The 15,469-nt window shown below is 67.4% G+C and carries 14 protein-coding genes and 2 tRNA genes; 10 read left to right on the top strand and 6 right to left on the bottom strand.

The genetic code is table 11. The features are described 5' to 3' along the window. Nucleotides 1-79: 79 nt before the first annotated feature. Together TPR58_RS12000 and TPR58_RS11995 are read left to right on the top strand one after the other, a co-directional pair. Nucleotides 80-742, top strand: coding sequence for a squalene/phytoene synthase family protein (locus TPR58_RS12000; protein WP_346246905.1), 663 nt, complete (start codon nucleotides 80-82; stop codon nucleotides 740-742). A gap of 45 nt (nucleotides 743-787) precedes the next feature. Further along, entirely contained in the window at nucleotides 788-1,285 is a 498-nt protein-coding gene (locus tag TPR58_RS11995; protein WP_346246904.1) for an EF-hand domain-containing protein, read from the top strand. A gap of 29 nt (nucleotides 1,286-1,314) precedes the next feature. On the opposite strand, the gene trmFO is transcribed toward TPR58_RS11995, so the two are convergent. After that, nucleotides 1,315-2,640 (bottom strand): methylenetetrahydrofolate--tRNA-(uracil(54)-C(5))-methyltransferase (FADH(2)-oxidizing) TrmFO, encoded by a 1,326-nt coding sequence (gene trmFO, locus TPR58_RS11990; protein WP_346246903.1) that lies wholly within the window; start codon nucleotides 2,638-2,640, stop codon nucleotides 1,315-1,317. Nucleotides 2,641-2,697: 57 nt separating this feature from the next. Between trmFO and TPR58_RS11985 the strand changes: the two genes are divergently transcribed. From TPR58_RS11985 to TPR58_RS11975, 3 genes are read left to right on the top strand one after another with little or no spacing between them, the layout of a single operon-like run. Continuing rightward, a complete protein-coding gene (locus TPR58_RS11985; protein WP_346246902.1) occupies nucleotides 2,698-3,318 on the top strand; it encodes a lysoplasmalogenase in 621 nt (206 codons plus the stop codon). Then, nucleotides 3,315-3,749, top strand: a complete 435-nt coding sequence (locus TPR58_RS11980; protein ID WP_346246901.1) for a DUF488 domain-containing protein — start codon at nucleotides 3,315-3,317, stop codon at nucleotides 3,747-3,749. Before TPR58_RS11985 ends, TPR58_RS11980 begins: the two co-directional genes overlap by 4 nt. A gap of 12 nt (nucleotides 3,750-3,761) precedes the next feature. Continuing rightward, on the top strand, nucleotides 3,762-4,154 hold the full coding sequence (locus TPR58_RS11975) for a VOC family protein (RefSeq protein ID WP_346246900.1): 393 nt from the start codon (nucleotides 3,762-3,764) through the stop codon (nucleotides 4,152-4,154). Between the two features lies 1 nt (nucleotide 4,155). Here TPR58_RS11975 and TPR58_RS11970 read toward each other — a convergent pair whose 3' ends face one another. Continuing rightward, nucleotides 4,156-4,512 (bottom strand): DUF952 domain-containing protein, encoded by a 357-nt coding sequence (locus TPR58_RS11970; RefSeq protein ID WP_346246899.1) that lies wholly within the window; start codon nucleotides 4,510-4,512, stop codon nucleotides 4,156-4,158. A 101-nt stretch (nucleotides 4,513-4,613) separates the two neighbouring features. After that, complete coding sequence (gyrA, locus tag TPR58_RS11965) at nucleotides 4,614-7,352, bottom strand: DNA gyrase subunit A (protein ID WP_346246898.1); 2,739 nt, start codon at nucleotides 7,350-7,352, stop codon at nucleotides 4,614-4,616. 384 nt (nucleotides 7,353-7,736) lie between these two features. On the opposite strand from gyrA, the gene TPR58_RS11960 reads away from it, so the two are divergent. Continuing rightward, nucleotides 7,737-8,978 carry a tetratricopeptide repeat protein gene (locus TPR58_RS11960; RefSeq protein ID WP_346246897.1) on the top strand — a complete coding sequence of 414 codons (1,242 nt, stop codon included), beginning with the start codon at nucleotides 7,737-7,739 and terminating at the stop codon, nucleotides 8,976-8,978. Between the two features lie 205 nt (nucleotides 8,979-9,183). Then, a complete protein-coding gene (locus tag TPR58_RS11955) occupies nucleotides 9,184-9,495 on the top strand; it encodes a hypothetical protein (protein WP_346246896.1) in 312 nt (103 codons plus the stop codon). Between the two features lie 243 nt (nucleotides 9,496-9,738). Here the strand turns inward: TPR58_RS11955 and TPR58_RS11950 are convergent, their stop codons facing one another. Then, entirely contained in the window at nucleotides 9,739-10,203 is a 465-nt protein-coding gene (locus TPR58_RS11950; protein WP_346246895.1) for an Lrp/AsnC family transcriptional regulator, read from the bottom strand. 199 nt (nucleotides 10,204-10,402) lie between these two features. On the opposite strand from TPR58_RS11950, the gene TPR58_RS11945 reads away from it, so the two are divergent. Beyond that, nucleotides 10,403-12,499 carry a histidine kinase dimerization/phospho-acceptor domain-containing protein gene (locus tag TPR58_RS11945; protein WP_346246894.1) on the top strand — a complete coding sequence of 699 codons (2,097 nt, stop codon included), beginning with the start codon at nucleotides 10,403-10,405 and terminating at the stop codon, nucleotides 12,497-12,499. Next, nucleotides 12,496-13,536 carry a polysaccharide deacetylase family protein gene (locus tag TPR58_RS11940; RefSeq protein ID WP_346246893.1) on the top strand — a complete coding sequence of 347 codons (1,041 nt, stop codon included), beginning with the start codon at nucleotides 12,496-12,498 and terminating at the stop codon, nucleotides 13,534-13,536. Before TPR58_RS11945 ends, TPR58_RS11940 begins: the two co-directional genes overlap by 4 nt. Here the strand turns inward: TPR58_RS11940 and TPR58_RS11935 are convergent. After that, nucleotides 13,502-13,578, bottom strand: a tRNA-Ile gene (locus TPR58_RS11935). The two genes, TPR58_RS11940 and TPR58_RS11935, sit on opposite strands and share 35 nt — an antisense overlap. 99 nt (nucleotides 13,579-13,677) lie before the next feature. Between TPR58_RS11935 and TPR58_RS11930 the strand changes: the two genes are divergently transcribed. Further along, nucleotides 13,678-13,754 (top strand) — tRNA-Pro (locus TPR58_RS11930). A 36-nt stretch (nucleotides 13,755-13,790) separates the two neighbouring features. Here TPR58_RS11930 and TPR58_RS11925 read toward each other — a convergent pair. Then, on the bottom strand, nucleotides 13,791-15,398 hold the full coding sequence (locus TPR58_RS11925) for a nitrilase-related carbon-nitrogen hydrolase (protein WP_346246892.1): 1,608 nt from the start codon (nucleotides 15,396-15,398) through the stop codon (nucleotides 13,791-13,793). Nucleotides 15,399-15,469: the final 71 nt, after the last annotated feature.

The following is a 15,469-nucleotide window of genomic DNA, read 5'->3' as shown; positions in this document are numbered from 1 at the left end:
TGCGCCGGGTGACGTTAATCGCGGGTAAGCCGCTGCGGTTAAGCCGGCGTTACCGCTCGCGCGCGGAGGCGCTGGCCGCATGACCTCGCCGCATCCCGAACGCGACCTGGTCCTGACCTATGCCCCGGCGGCCGGCCGCCCGGCGCTTGCCGCGCTGCTGGCGCTGGACGATGCGCTGGCGCAGTTGCTCCAGACGACGCGCGAGCCCGCGCTGGGCCAGATCCGTCTGGCGTGGTGGCGCGAGCGGCTGGCCGATCTCGACGTCAAGCCGCCACCTGCCGAGCCGGTGCTTCGCGGCATCGCTGATCATGTCGTGTCCCAAGGGGTGTCCGGAGCATCGCTCGCGCCGATCGTCGACGGTTGGGAAGTGCTGCTCGAGGAGGCGCTGGACGCCGATGCGCTGCGCCGGTTCGGCGAGGGACGCGGGCACCTGTTCGTCGCTGCGGGGAGCAGCTCGATGGGCGCAGGCACCGATCCGCTGGCCGAGGCGGGGCAGGGGTGGGCGCTCGCCGATCTGGCCCGCCACCTCGGCACTGTCGGCGACGCGGAGATCGCCCGTGATCTCGCGCGGCCGCTGTTGCAAGCCGCCACGACCCGCAGGTGGAGCGGGCGGGGCCGCGCGCTGGGGGCGATAGCGCATCTGGCGCTGCGCGATCTCGACCTGCCCGCGGGGACCCCGGCGCCGATCGGGTCGCCGGGGCGGCTATTGCGTCTGATTTGGTTCCGATTGAGTGGGCGCTGACCGCCGGACGCGCTAGTCTGGTCCCCTGCCAAGGGGAGTCGGACGATGTGGCGATATCTTGTCGGAGCCGCGGGCGCGCTGGTGCTGGCGCTTGCGGGCATGTTCATGTTCCGCAGTGTCGCCGCGACCGAGGCGAAGACGGCGCCGCCGCCGGCTCCGGCCGCGAGCGTGGTGAACGGTGCCGAGGATCCGCTGCCGGCGGAAGCGCCGCGGGCCGCCGACAAGACGCGCGAGCAGAAGCGGTTCGATCGGGTCGACAAGGACAAGAATGCGGCGATCACGCGCGAGGAATATCTCGCGACCCGGCGGAAGGCCTTTGCCAGGCTCGACAAGGACGGCGACGGGCGGCTGAGCTTCGACGAATGGGCGGTGAAGACCACCACCCGCTTCGCCGAGGCGGACAAGGACCGGTCAGGCTCGCTGACCCGGGCCGAATTCGCCACCACCGCGCCGAAACGCCGAGCGGCACAGCCGCGCTGCGCCTGTCCGAAACCGACCGCGACACCGGCCGCGGACGACGAAAATGATGATATCAGTTCATAGGAAGCTTCCTATGATCCGACAGCGGCAATTCAGGCCGTGAGCCATCCCCTGAATGCATCGCGCGCACGCGACGTATACATCAGTTTGCGGTCGGCTTTCTTGCTCTTGCCGGGGATCGGCGGGAACAGGCCGAAATTGACGTTCATCGGCTGATAGGTCTCGACCTCGGCATCGCCGGTGATGTGGCGCAGCAGCGCGCCGAGCGCAGTCTGCGCAGGCGGCGGGGTCAGCTCGACGCCCTTCAGCTCGGCTGCGGCGAAGCGGCCGGCGAGCAGGCCGATCGCCGAGCTTTCGACATAGCCTTCGCAGCCGGTGATCTGGCCGGCGAAGCGGATGTGCGGCGCCGACTTCAGCCGCAGCGTCGGGTCGAGCAGCTCGGGCGACTTGATGAAGGTGTTGCGGTGCAGCCCGCCCAGCCGCGCGAACTCGGCGTTCTCGAGACCGGGAATCGTCCGGAACAGAGCCACTTGCTCGGCATATTTGAGCTTCGTCTGGAAGCCGACCATATTCCACAAAGTGCCGCTGGCATTGTCCTGGCGCAGCTGGACGACGGCATAGGGCCAGCGGCCGGTCCTGGGATCGTCGAGCCCGACGCCCTTCATCGGACCGTAGCGCAACGTCTCGACCCCGCGCTCCGCCATTACCTCGATCGGCATGCACCCTTCGAAATAGGGGACGTCCTCCCACTCGCGAAACTCGGTCTTCTCGCCCGCCATCAACCCGGCATGGAAGGCCATATACTGGTCCTTGGTCATCGGGCAGTTGATGTAATCCTTGCCCGTGCCGCCGGGTCCGACCTTGTTCCAGCGCGACTGGAACCAGGCGGTCTCCATGTCGATCGAGTCGAAATGGACGATCGGGGCGATCGCGTCGAAAAAGGCGAGCTGGTCCTTGCCCGTCGCGCTGCCGATGCTGCCGGCAAGGCTCTCCGCGGTCAGCGGGCCGGTGGCGACGATCGTCAGGCCGTTTTCGGGCAGCGCGTCGATGCGTTCGCGGACGATGGTGATGTTGGGATGTGCCTCCAGCGCGGCGGTGACGCCGTCGGCGAATTCGTCGCGGTCCACCGCCAGCGCCGAGCCGGCCGGCACCTTGTGGACGTCGCCCTGCGCCATGATCAGCGAGCCGAGATCGCGCATCTCCTGATGCAGCAGCCCGACCGCGTTGCGCTCCGCGTCGTCCGAGCGGAAGCTGTTCGAACAGACCAGCTCGGCCAGCCGGTCACTCTGGTGCGCCGGGGTCATGCTGCCCGAGCCGCGCATCTCCGAAAGGCGAACCTTGAACCCGGCCTGGGCAAGCTGCCAGGCGGCTTCCGAACCGGCGAGGCCGCCGCCGATGATATGGATATCGTGAGTCATTGCGCGGCAGATAGCGGCCTGCTTGGCATAGGGCCAGCCGCCGGGCATGGTAAGGCGATGCGCAGCACCGTCTTCATCTTCGCACTGGCGGCCGGCGCCAGCTATTATCTCAGCCGCTGGCTGGTGATCCCGCCCGATCTGCTGGTGGTGTGGAAGGGGGCGGGCGTGGCGCTGCTCGCGCTGTGGGCGGCGCTCCATGCGCGCAGCCTGGACGGCTGGCTGATCACCGCGGCGCTGGCGCTGGGGGCGCTGGGCGACGTGCTGCTGGAAACGCATGGGCTGGCGATCGGCGCGATCGCCTTCCTGGCCGGGCATCTGGTCGCGGTCGGCCTGTACCTGCGCAACCGCGCGGTGCCGGTCTGGCACGCGCTGGTGATCGCTGCGGCCGTGGTCGTCGTATCCTGGCTGCTGCCAGTCGAGCGCGAGGCGGCGACGGGCGTCGCGGTCTATGCCGCCGGGTTGGGCCTGATGGCGGGCACCGCCCGCACCAGCAGCTTCCCCCGGCATCAGGTGGCGCTGGGCGCGATGCTGTTCGTGCTGTCGGACCTGCTGATCTTCGGCAAGGGCGGGGCGTTCGACCTGCGCCTGGCCGAACTGCTGATCTGGCCGACCTATTTCGCAGGCCAGGCGTTGATCGCGCACGGCGTCGTCACGACGCTGGAGCGGGAGAAAGCATGACGCGCGTCTTCACCATCGGATATGAGCAGACGACGATGGCCGACTTCCTGGCGGCGCTGAAGGCGGCCGGGGTCGAGCAGGTGATCGACGTGCGCGCGCTGCCGCTGTCGCGGCGGCCGGGCTTTTCGAAGACCATCCTGGCGGCCAGCCTGAAGGATGCCGGAATCGGCTATGTCCATCTGCGTGCGCTGGGTACGCCCAAGGCGGGGCGCGACGCGGCCAAGAAGGGGGACGTCGGGACGCTGCGCGCCGTCTATGACGTGCAACTGGGCCTGCCCGAGGCGCAGGCGGAAGCGGCGCGGATGCGCGACCTGGCGCGGGACAAGCCGTCTGCGTTGCTGTGTTACGAACGTGATCCCTGTCATTGCCACCGCACGCTGTTGCTGCAGGCTGAAGGCGGCGACATGGACGTCGTCGATCTGGTTCCCTGAAGGAGATCCATCATGCTCGATCATGTCGGTTACACCGTGTCGGACATCGCCGCGTCGCAGGCATTCTATGATGCGGCACTCGCCCCGCTGGGCCTGTCGATCCAGATGACGGTCACGCCCGAGATGACCGGCGATGGCAGCACCCATCTGGGCTATGGCCAGGGGGGCAAGCCCGATTTCTGGATCGGCGATGCCGGCGCACAGGTCAGCAAGGGCACGCATATCGCGCTGACGGCGGCGAGCCGGGCCGAGGTGGATGCCTTCTATGCCGCCGCGATCGCAGCCGGCGGGCGTGACAATGGCGCACCGGGCATTCGTGCGCATTACCATCCCAACTATTACGGCGCGTTCGTCATCGATCCCGACGGGATGAACGTCGAGGCGGTGTCGCACCGCCCCGAATAGATCAGCCCGCGACGGGCAGGGCGACGCTGCCGTCGGCGTTGCGGTGAAGCGGCGAATAGGCGGTCACGACCGAGAGCGGCAGCGTCGCATAGATGTGCGGGAACAGCTCGCCGCCGCGCGAGACTTCCCACTTCACGGCGTCACCCAGCGCCTCGAGATCGACCGCGGCGATCCACAGATCGGCCCGGCCGGCGAAATGCTTGTCGAGCGTTCCCTGCAGCTGAGACGCGGTCGAGAGGTGGATATAGCCATCCGCCAGATCGACCGGTGCGCCGGCGAACTCGCCGTCATGCTCGAGCTGTTCCATCTCCTGGTCGCTCAGGATCTTGTAGGCGGTGGTTTCGGTCGGAGTGCTCATGGGTTTTCAACTCGCCGGCTGGAGGGATGGTTTCCGCAGTAAAAGCGAAAGGCCGGAGATCGCTCCCCGGCCTTTCCCTGTGTCGCCGATCCGCGCTGCGCTCAGGCTTCGCCCTCGGCCGCATCCTCGCCGACGATCGCATCGGGGGTGGGGTCGCCGGCGACGGGACCGTCACCGAGATTGGCTTCCGCCTCCTCCTCGCTCTCCTCGATTCGTGCCGCGGAGACGACATGCTCGTTGGTGGCGACGTCGAACAGGCGCACGCCCGCCGAGCCGCGGCCGGTGACGCGGGTGTCGCCGACCGACATGCGGATCAGCTTGGCCTGGTCGGTGACCAGCATCAGCTGTTCACCATTATGCGCCGGGAAGCTGGCCACGACCGGGCCGTTGCGCTTGAGGTTGTCGATATTGGTGATGCCCTGGCCGCCACGGCCGGTGCGGCGATATTCGAACGCCGACGACCGCTTGCCATAGCCGTTGGCGCAGACGGTGAGGATGAATTCCTCGATCGCCTCGAACTCGGCCATGCGCTCGGTCGACAGCGTCTTTTCGCGCTCGCCCTCCTTCCACGGGGCAGCCTTCAGATAGGCCTCGCGCTCCTCGGTGGTGGACGCGAACCCGCGCAGCACCGACAGCGAGATAACCTCGTCATCGCCCAGCAGGGTGATGCCGCGAACGCCGGTCGAGTTGCGGCTCTGGAACTCGCGCACGTCGGTCGAGGCGAAGCGGATCGCGCGGCCGCCGCGGGTGGCCAGCAGCACGTCATTCTGTTCGTCGAGCAAAGCGACGCCGATCAGGCGGTCGTCGGTATCGTCACCTTCGAACTTCATCGCGATCTTGCCGTTCGACGGCACGTTGGTGAACGCATCCATCGAGTTGCGGCGCACCGATCCCCTGGCGGTGGCGAACATGACGTGGAGCTTGCCCCACTCATTCTCGTCCTCCGGCAGCGGCAGCACGGTCGAGATGGTCTCGCCCGCCGCCAGCGGCAGCAGGTTGATCATCGGGCGCCCGCGCGTGGCCGGCCCGCCCTCGGGCAGGCGCCACACCTTCATGCGATAGACCTTGCCCGCGGTAGAGAAGAACAGCACCGGTGTGTGCGTCGAGGTGACGAACAAATTGGTGACGACGTCCTCGTCCTTGGTGGCCATGCCGGCACGGCCCTTGCCGCCGCGGCGCTGGGCGCGGAAGGTCTCGAGCGGGGTCCGCTTGATATAGCCTTCCATGGTCACGGTGACGACCATGTCCTCGCGCTCGATCAGGTCCTCGTCCTCGATCCCGTCCGCGGCGGCGGCGATCTCGGTCCGGCGCGGGGTCGCATATTGATCGCGGACCAGCGTCAGTTCCTCGACCATCACCTCGTACAGGCGGGCGCGGTTGCCCAGGATCTCGAGCAGTTCGCCGATCGTATCGGCCAGCTCGCGCAGCTCGTCGCCGATCTCGTCGCGGCCCAGCGCGGTCAGGCGGTGCAGGCGCAGGTCGAGGATCGCGCGGACCTGAAGATCCGACAGGCGATAGGTCTCGCCGGTCGCCTCGACCTCGATCGCCTCGACCAGCTTGATATAGGGCGCGATCTCGGCGACCGGCCACTCGCGCGACAGCAGCGATTCACGGGCGACGGCGGGGCTCGACGACCCGCGGATGATGCGGACGACCTCGTCGAGATTGGTGACCGCGATGACGAGGCCGAGCAAGATGTGCGCACGGTCGCGTGCCTTGGCCAGCTCGAACTTCGAGCGGCGGGTGATCACTTCCTCGCGGAACTTGACGAACGCCTCGACGATGTCGCGCAGGTTCAGCAGTTCGGGACGGCCGCCGCGGATCGCCAGCATGTTCGCCGGGAAGCTCGACTGGGCAGGGGTGTGGCGCCACAGCTGGTTGAGGACGACTTCAGGGGTCGCATCGCGCTTCAGGTCGATGACGATGCGGACGCCCTCGCGTGAGGATTCGTCGCGAATGTCGCTGACGCCCTCGATCCGCTTGTCCTTCGCGGCCTCGGCGATCTTCTCGACCAGCGCGTTCTTGCCCTGCTGGAACGGGATCTCGGTCAGCACGATCGAGCGGCGCTCGCCGCGCTGCTCGGTGATGTAGCGGCTGCGCACCATGATCGAGCCGCGTCCGGTCTGATAGGCCGAGCGGCAGCCGGAACGGCCGAGGATCTGCGCGCCGGTCGGGAAGTCCGGACCGGGAACGATCTCCATCAGTTCCTCGATGGTGATCGCGCCATTGTCGATATAGGCGAGGCAGGCGTTGACGACCTCGCCGAGATTGTGCGGCGGGATGTTGGTCGCCATGCCGACCGCGATGCCGCCGGCGCCGTTGACCAGCAGGTTCGGGAAACGAGCGGGCAGGACCGTCGGCTCGCTTTCGGAGCCGTCATAATTGTCCTGGAAGTCGACCGTATCCTTGTCGATGTCGTCGATCAGCGCCGAGGCGACCTTGGCCAGCCGCGCCTCGGTGTAGCGCATCGCGGCGGGCGGATCGGGATCCATCGATCCGAAATTGCCCTGGCCGTCGATCAGCGGCACGCGCATCGACCAGTCCTGGGCCATGCGGGCCAGGGCGTCGTAGATCGAGCTGTCGCCGTGCGGATGGTATTTACCCATCACGTCACCGACCAGGCGGGCGGACTTGCGATAGGGCCGCCCGGCGACATAGCCGCCTTCCTGCGCGGCGTGGAGGATGCGGCGGTGGACCGGCTTCAGACCGTCGCGGACATCGGGGAGCGCGCGCGCCACGATCACGCTCATCGCGTAATCGAGGTACGAGGTCTTCATCTCGTCGACGATCGAGATCGGCGTGATATCGGACGGGTCGGCGAGGATGGTCTCGTCGGTCAAGGGATCGGGTTTCCGGTAGGTTGGTGTTGCAGTTTCATGGCGGCTCTAGCCGGGTGCGGGCCTACTGCCAAGCCTCGCACATGCGCGCCCACGCGTGCGCGCGCATGTGCGATGGTGATACAGCGCGTTTGCCCACTGGGCGGGCCCGGATCCCCGCCGGCGGCTACCCGCCGGGACGTTGAAACCATGGCCGTTTTTCGGTTCGTCCTGTCCACGGACCAGTTCGTCATCGGTTCGGATAGGAATCGATCGTTCAACGCTTGTTCACCCGACGATTGTCATTTCCACAGGGCAAAGCGTGCGCTTGAACGGGGGCGGCTGGGCCTCTAGAGCGTGCGCAGATCCCCCTACCAAGCGGCGACCCGTGCAGGAGAGTTTTAGATCATGAAGATGGTTTCTAAGCTGGCGATTGCCATGGCCCTCAGCCTGGGCGTTTCGGCGACCCCGGCTCTGGCGCAGAAGAAGGACGACAAGGCCCCCGCGATCAAGGTCAGCGAGGAGTTCCGCAAGCCTGCAGAGGCCGCGCGCGTCGCGATCGGCGCGAAGGACTGGGCGACGGCCGATACCCAGCTGACTGCGGCCGAAGCCGTCGCGAAGAATGACGACGAGAAGAACTATGCGCAGATCCTGCGCTTCGAGGTCGAGGTCAATCGCAATCCGCGCAACAACCAGCGGCTGATCGCCGCGGCGGACGCGATGCTGGCCAATCCTGCGGCACCGCAGGCGAACTTGCGCGCGTACAACTTCTATCGCGGCCAGGCATCGTTCGAGCTGAAGCAATATGCCCAGGCCGAGCCGTTCCTGGTGAAGGCGCGCGAGCAGGGGATGAACAGCCCCGACCTGTCGCTGATGCTCGCCCAGATCTATGATTCGACCAACCGTCGCCCGCAGGGCGTGGCCGAGATGGCCAAGGTGATCGAGGCGGTGAAGGCATCGGGCCAGCCGGTCCAGGAAAGCTGGTACCGCTGGGCGGTCGGGCGCGTCGCCGCAACGGGCGATCGTTCCGCGCTTGCCGACTGGCAGCTGCGCCAGATTCGCGACTTCCCGACGCTGGCCAACTGGCGCCAGATCATCATCCAGTATCGTAATTCCGCCGGGACCGGCGGTGCGCAGCTGGACCGCAATGCCAAGCTCGACATCTATCGCCTGCTGCGCGGTACCGGCGCCATGGCCGACCTGAACGACTATCTCGACTATGCCTCGCTGGCGCAGTCGGCGGGTCTGCCGCAGGAGGCGCTGGCCGTGCTGGACGAGGGTCGCAAGGCCGGCAAGATCCCGGGTGGCGAGCCGACCGCGGCGCAGATCGAGCGTCTGTCGAAGGACTCGGCGGCCAAGGACGGATCGCCCGATGCGCTGGCGAAGGCAGCGAAGAGCGGCAAGGAGCAGGCAAGCGTCGGCGACCTTTTCGCCGCGACCGGCAACTATCCGCGCGCGATCGAGCTGTACCAGACGGCGCTGAGCGGCGGCGCGCCTGCCGACCAGACCAACCTGCACCTGGGCGTGGCGCTGGCCAAGGCCGGCCGCAAGGACGAGGCCAAGGCAGCGCTTGCCAAGGTCCAGGCGGCACCGCTGAACGACATCGCGAAATACTGGACTCTGTGGCTGGACCTGCCGCCGCTCCAGTAAGCGGAAGCGTCCGAAACGGAACGAGAAGGGGCGGCCGCGAGGTCGCCCCTTTTTGGTGGTGCAGATGGGGTTCGGGCGCGGCTTTCGAGCCGATCGTCGCAACTGCTTCGCGAGCCGATGGTTCTGGTGACCGAGCCGCAGGGATCAACGCGCGCCTCGAACTCTAACGGAAGCAGGATGCATGGTCAGATCGATGATGTCGGGAGTGGCGATCGCGTTCACCCTTGCGGGATGCGGTGCGATTTCTGGGCCGAGCGACAAGGAGATCGAAGATCTGGCGCGGCAGGAAATGATCCGCAACCCGGGTACCGACGACCCGGCGCAGAGCGCCGCGATGGCAGCGGCCGCGCGCGATGCGACGATTTCGAAAAAGGGAATGTGCAATACGGCCAAGCCTGACGTCTATGCCTGCATGGTCGACGTGACGATCAAGCCACCCAACGCCTCCGAGACCACGCGGACCATGGTGGTGGAAGTCGGCAAGGGCGCCGACGGCAAGTGGAAGGTGGTCGAGTAGCGGTTGGCTCACTTCTCGAGCCGTGCGCGCGGGCACAGCGAGACGCTGCTGATCTGATGGTGCCGTCGCCGGCCCACCGGGCCGCAGCTTCCCGGACCGGAACGAGATGGGGTGGCCTAAGGGCCACCCCTATTCGTGAGTATTCTGCGGAGAGACGCGTGCTCGACCATGCGGCTTGTGGCCCTCCGGTCCGTCGGCAGAGGATCGAAGAGGAGCGGCACGCGGGATGGCTGACGCCGCGGCTCAGGCCGGGACGGGCACGCCGGGCAGGGACTTGGAGGTGCGGATCGTGAAGCTGGTCTTCACATGCGCCACGTTCGGGGCCGTCGTCAGGCTCGACGTCAGCATGTTCTGGAAGGTCGGCAGGTCGGTCGCGACGATCTTGAGAATGAAGTCGATCTCGCCATTCAGCATATGGCATTCGCGCACTTCGGGAATTTCGGCGACCAGCTTTTCGAACGCCTGAAGATCGGTCTCGGCCTGGCTCTTCAGGCTGACGAGCGCGAAGACGATCAGGTTGTAGCCGAGCTGGGCGGGTTCGAGTGCCGCGTGATAGCCGCGGATCGCGCCCGCTTCCTCGAGCGCGCGGACGCGGCGCAGGCAGGGCGGGGCGGTGAGCCCGACGCGCTCGGCCAGCTCGACATTCGTCATCCGGCCATTTTCCTGAAGCAACGCGAGAATCCGCATGTCGATGTCATCGAAACGCATATCGCGCGCTCACTCCCTGTAATTGCAGCGTTGGTGAATTGCATTCATGCTGTCGCCAACCCGTTACGCATAATATTATTACAACGCAACGACTTTGTCCCACATTGCGACGTGCCGAAATGAGCGGTTTCGGGCCGTTCCGGGGACAGTTAAGGATTCCTTGCGGCGCAGCGTTCAAGGTGCCGATCAGGGATGGCCGTTGCGCTTCGACGATACTCTGGAAACGGTGCTGGCGGGCAATCTGGACAGTCCGGTCGGGAAGCGGTCGGCCTGGCTCCAGCTGGTCGACCTGCTGGGGCGGCGCAGGGTCGAACTGGATATCCGGGCAATGACGATGTTGCGGCAACTAAAGGACGAGGTGCCTGTCGCGGTGCGGGCGGCAAGCGCGCGCGGCCTGGAGCATGCGCGGCCCCCCGAGCCGATCGTGAGGATGCTTGCGACCGACGAGATCGGGATCGCGCTGCCGGTGCTGCGCCACGCGCGGATGGCGGAGAGGGAGTGGATCGCACTGCTGCCCGACCTGTCGCCGAGCGCGCGGTCGGTGCTGCGCAACCGGCGGGATCTGGGTCCGGCAGTGGCCCGGGCGCTGGAGGCGTTCGGGCCGGTCGATTTCGTCCTGACCGATGAAAGCGGGTGGATCGCGGCTCCCGGTGGGGCAATCGACGGCGGTAACGATGTTTCCACGGCCGAAAGCCCTGCCGATGATGCGCACCCGCTTGCAAAATCGCCCGCGGAGGGCGAAGCAGAACAGCGAGGCCGCGACGCGATCGGGGCCTCGGCCGAGCCGATCGAACAGGAACAAGCCGCCTTGGGCATCGCCGACGTCCCTCACCCCGCAGATGCAGCGGATGCAGCGGAATCGCTCTCCGCACTGCTGACGCGGATCGAGGCGGTGATGACGTCGGAAACCACGGCGCCACCGACGAGCGAGGCGGATCCGCAGCCGACAGCGCCGGCACCCGGCGCGGCAGCCGGAGAGCGGCCGGAGGCCGAGCCCGAAATCCCGGTGGCAGGCAGTGACGAGCCGGACCTGTCCTGGCTTGCGCTGGCGGGCGTTGTGCAGGACCCGGCTCCTGCACGCGTCGAGCCTGTCGAAACGACGACTGCCCGCGTCGAGCGCGATGACGATGACGGCGGCGCGCCGGCTGGCGGCATCGAGGATGGCGCCGGCATCGACGGCCCGTTTAGCATTTCCGACGTGGTCGCCCGGATCGACGCCTTCTGGCGCGACCGCGAGGCGCATGGCGTCGATGCCGCGCCGCGCGCGCCGGTCCTGTCGCAGCACTTCCGCTTCGAAACCGATTCCGCCGGGGTGGTCCGCTGGGTCGAGGGCGTCAGCCGCGGGCCGCTGATCGGCCTCTCGCTGGAGCGCGACATCGAGCGCGGCGCAGAATCGCGCATCGATGGCGTTGCCGCCGGGGCATTTCGCAAGCGTGCCGCGTTCAGCGATGCCCGGATGGCGATCGGCGGCGAGAGCGATGCATCCGGTGACTGGCTGATCTCCGCACTGCCCGCATTCGAATCATCGACCGGCCGGTTCACCGGCTATCGCGGCACCGCGCGACGCCCCCGGCGCGACGAGCGTGCCGAGCCGATGCGCGGTCCCGGGGCGACGCCGCTGGATTCGCTGCGCCAGCTGGTTCACGAGCTTCGCACCCCGACCAACGCCATCGCCGGCTTTGCCGAGATGATCGACGCGCAGATGCTGGGTCCGGTTGCCGACCCCTATCGGGAGCGGGCGTCGGTCATTCGGACGCAGGCCCGCGACCTGATCGGCGCGATCGACGACCTGGACCTGGCCGCGCGGATCGACGGCGGCGCGCTTGCGCTGGTGCCTGCACCGGTGCGGTTGCGCCCGCTGCTCAAGGCGGTCGTCGAGGATCTGGCGCCGCTGACGCAGCTGCGCGGATCGACGATCCTGGTGCAGGGCGACGATGCGGCGGTCAGCGGTGACCGCCGTGCGGTCGAGCGGCTGGTCGCCCGGCTGATGGCGACATTGGTGTCGGCAAGCGGGCAGGGCGAGCAGATTGCGGTCCGGATCACGCCAGCGGCCGAATCGATGATCGCAACGACGATCGATCGTCCGAAGGCGTTGATGCATCAACCGGGCGAGACGCTGCTCGATCTGGACGACGAGGCGGGGGATACCGCGCTGCTCGGGACCGGGTTCGCGCTGCGGCTGGGGCATAATCTGGCGCGCGAACTGGGCGGCAGCCTGGCGATCGGCACGGGGTGCATCACCCTGTCGCTTCCGGTGGCGCAGCAGGAACAGGGCGAGCGGACCGAGCCCGTTTGAGCGCCGGGCGAGACGCTTCCCCCGCACCGTATCGCGTCCCGGGGCCCGCGCCGCAGGACCGGATCGAATGGCCGGCAGCGTTCGGAACGCGCTTTGCGATCTTCGTCGACACCGAGGAAGAATTCGACTGGTCGCAGCCGCTGGACCGGGCCCGGCGCAACACGGAAGCGATGGCGGCGCTTCCCGAGGCGCATCGCCGTTTCGCCGACCGGGGCGTGCCGATCACCTATCTGGTCGATCATCCGGTGGCGACCGACCCGCGTTCGGTCGCGGTGCTGACCGGGTGCCTGGAGGATGGCCGCTCCGCGATCGGCGCGCAGCTTCACCCCTGGGTCAATCCGCCGCATGAGGAAATCGTAAGCGGGATCAACAGCTTCCTTTGCAATCTTCCCGTCGGGTTGCAGGCCGCCAAGCTGGCGGCGCTGACGCAGGAGATCGAGCACGCCTTTGGCGCCCGACCGCGGGCATTTCGTGCGGGGCGTTACGGCATCGGGCCGCAGACGGCGGCGATGCTGGCGGACCAAGGCTATCGGATCGATAGCTCGATGCGTGCGGGCTATGATTATTCGGACGAGGGCGGGCCGGACTTTTCGGCGGTGCCGAACGCGGCGTTCCGGCTGGGGAGGATCGTCGAGCTGCCGTTCACGACCGTGCATCGCGGTCGACTGCGCCGCGGCGGCGTGGCGCTGCACCGCGGGCTGGGCCGGGTTCCGCATGGACGCGGGGTTGCGTCGCGACTGGGGCTTTATTCGCGCGTGTCGCTGACGCCCGAGGGCATGCCGCTGGACGAGGCGACCGAGGCGGTGCGCGTCGCGGTGGGCGAGGGGCTGCGCCTGCTCAACTTCGCTTTCCACTCGCCTTCGCTTCAGCCCGGGAACACGCCCTATGTCCGGGATACAGCGGACCTGCGCGCATTTCATCGCTGGTGGGATGCAGTGCTCGACCTGCTCGACCGGCTGGGCGTTCGCCCCGCCGGCCTGGACGAACTGATCGAAGCGACGCTGGTGGGCCCGGCAGGACTTGAACCCGCAACCTAGCCGTTATGAGCGGCCAGCTCTAACCAATTGAGCTACAGGCCCCGCCAGCGATGGCCGGCGATAGCGGAAGCGCGAGGCAGTCCGCAAGATGGCGCGAGACGGCTAGGCGTGGCGAAATTTCTGGTCTAAGCGCCGTGCCGTCGGGGAGTGGCGCAGCCTGGTAGCGCATCTGGTTTGGGACCAGAGGGTCGCAGGTTCGAATCCTGTCTCCCCGACCAACTTCTTCCATCACCGGTTTGCACGCGCCGCCGCGGTCATCCGCCGCCTGGCGCCTTGGTTCCGCGCGGCCTGCTGGTCTCGCGTGGCGCGCCGCCGCCCGTCGGCTTTTTCCAGTCGATGCGGTACAGGTCGAAGCGGCGGTCGGCGAGATTGCGGACGGTGCCCTCGGCCCGGGCCCAGGTCAGGTCGGCCAGATTGACGTCGGCGATGGTCAGCGTCTCGATATTCTCGCTCGCCTCCGCGGCGATGCCGTCGCGGGCGAAGGGGAAGTCGCAGGGCGTCAGGATGCAGGACTGGGCATATTGCACGTCCATATTGTCGACCCCGGGGAGGTTTCCGACATTGCCCGACAGGACGACGAAACACTGATTCTCGATCGCGCGGGCCTGGGCGCAATAGCGCACGCGCATATAGCCCTGGCGGTTGTCGGTGCAGAAGGGGACGAAGATGATCCGGGCGCCTTCGTCGACCAGGCGGCGCGCCAGCTCGGGGAATTCGCTGTCATAGCAGATCAGGACGCCAATCGGGCCGATATCGGTCTGGATCACGTCGACCGAGCTGCCGCCCTTGACCTTCCACCAATAGGCTTCGTTGGGCGTGGGATGGATCTTTTCCCGGGCATGGACCGATCCGTCGCGCAGGCAGACATAGGCGACATTCTGGATGCTGCCGTCCTCGGTCCGGGTCGGGTGCGACCCGCCGACGATGTTGATGTTGTAGCGCAGCGCCATGCGCGACAGTTCGGCGACGATCGGCGCGCGATGATCGGTCATCCGGTCGATCGCCTCCATCGGCGAGAGTCCAGCGGCCTCGAACGACAGCAGCGACAGGGTGAAGAGTTCGGGGAAGACGACGAAATCGGAGCGATAATCGGCGGCGACATCGACGAAATATTCGATGTTGTGGACGAACTCGGCGAAATCCTTGACCGCGCGCGCCTGGAGTTGGACCGTGGCAAGGCGGACGCTCTCGACGTCGCGCGGCACGCGGAAGGCGGGGGGCTCGTTCGGATCGACATAGGGGTTGCGCCACACCATGTGCACCGCATAGCCGGCCGACGGCTTGTCGCCGGGCAGGTAGCGCGGCAGCACGCCGATCGGGGTGAAACCGTTGGAGATCTGGAAGCCGAGGACGGGATCACGAAACTCGCCGGCCTGGACGCGCGCCAGATAGTCTTCGGCGCCGTCGACCTTGCGGCGGACACGGGCATAGCCCGGCATGCGTCCGGCGAAAACGATGCCGCGCAGTTCGAGCCGTTCGGCCAGCGCGCGGCGCGCATCGTACAGGCGCTGGCCGATGCGCAGGCCGCGCACCCGGTCGTCGACCGCCATCTCGATCCCGTAGAGCCAGTCGCCGGTCGGATCGTGGCGGCTGCCGAACCCATTGCCGCTGATCGTCGCCCAGTCGTGCGGCGCCAGCGCGACCGCCTCGTCGATGCGCGACGAGGCGCAATAGCCGACGACCTGATCCTCGAAGATCGCGACGAACTGTCCATCGGGGAAGTTGTTGATCTGACCGCGGATCTGGCCCGAGCTGTAGTTTTCGGCATCGGGGTAGGCGCGGGCGATCAGCGCGAGAATGCCGGTGACGTCGGCGGGGACGGCGTTGCGTACCTCGAGCTTGGCGGGGCTGTTACTTGGCATGATTTCTCCTTGCGACCGGCCCATGAACGCATTTCCCCGGCAGAAAGCGCCATCGCTTTTGCACGGCGCCG

The organism is Sphingomonas rustica, assembly GCF_039652585.1.
Classification (GTDB): Bacteria; Pseudomonadota; Alphaproteobacteria; order Sphingomonadales; family Sphingomonadaceae; genus Sphingomonas; species Sphingomonas rustica.
Note: the sequence above shows the minus strand (reverse complement) of the source record. Positions and strands in the feature narration are given on the sequence as shown.

Bases quoted from the DNA above. Each gene is read 5' to 3' on its own strand.
- TPR58_RS12000 (WP_346246905.1), top strand. From the start codon at position 80: ATGACCTCGCCGCATCCCGAACGCGACCTGGTCCTGACCTATGCCCCG.
- TPR58_RS11995 (WP_346246904.1), top strand. From the start codon at position 788: ATGTGGCGATATCTTGTCGGAGCCGCGGGCGCGCTGGTGCTGGCGCTT.
- trmFO (WP_346246903.1), bottom strand. From the start codon at position 2,640: ATGACTCACGATATCCATATCATCGGCGGCGGCCTCGCCGGTTCGGAA.
- TPR58_RS11985 (WP_346246902.1), top strand. From the start codon at position 2,698: ATGCGCAGCACCGTCTTCATCTTCGCACTGGCGGCCGGCGCCAGCTAT.
- TPR58_RS11980 (WP_346246901.1), top strand. From the start codon at position 3,315: ATGACGCGCGTCTTCACCATCGGATATGAGCAGACGACGATGGCCGAC.
- TPR58_RS11975 (WP_346246900.1), top strand. From the start codon at position 3,762: ATGCTCGATCATGTCGGTTACACCGTGTCGGACATCGCCGCGTCGCAG.
- TPR58_RS11970 (WP_346246899.1), bottom strand. From the start codon at position 4,512: ATGAGCACTCCGACCGAAACCACCGCCTACAAGATCCTGAGCGACCAG.
- TPR58_RS11960 (WP_346246897.1), top strand. From the start codon at position 7,737: ATGAAGATGGTTTCTAAGCTGGCGATTGCCATGGCCCTCAGCCTGGGC.
- TPR58_RS11950 (WP_346246895.1), bottom strand. From the start codon at position 10,203: ATGCGTTTCGATGACATCGACATGCGGATTCTCGCGTTGCTTCAGGAA.
- TPR58_RS11925 (WP_346246892.1), bottom strand. From the start codon at position 15,398: ATGCCAAGTAACAGCCCCGCCAAGCTCGAGGTACGCAACGCCGTCCCC.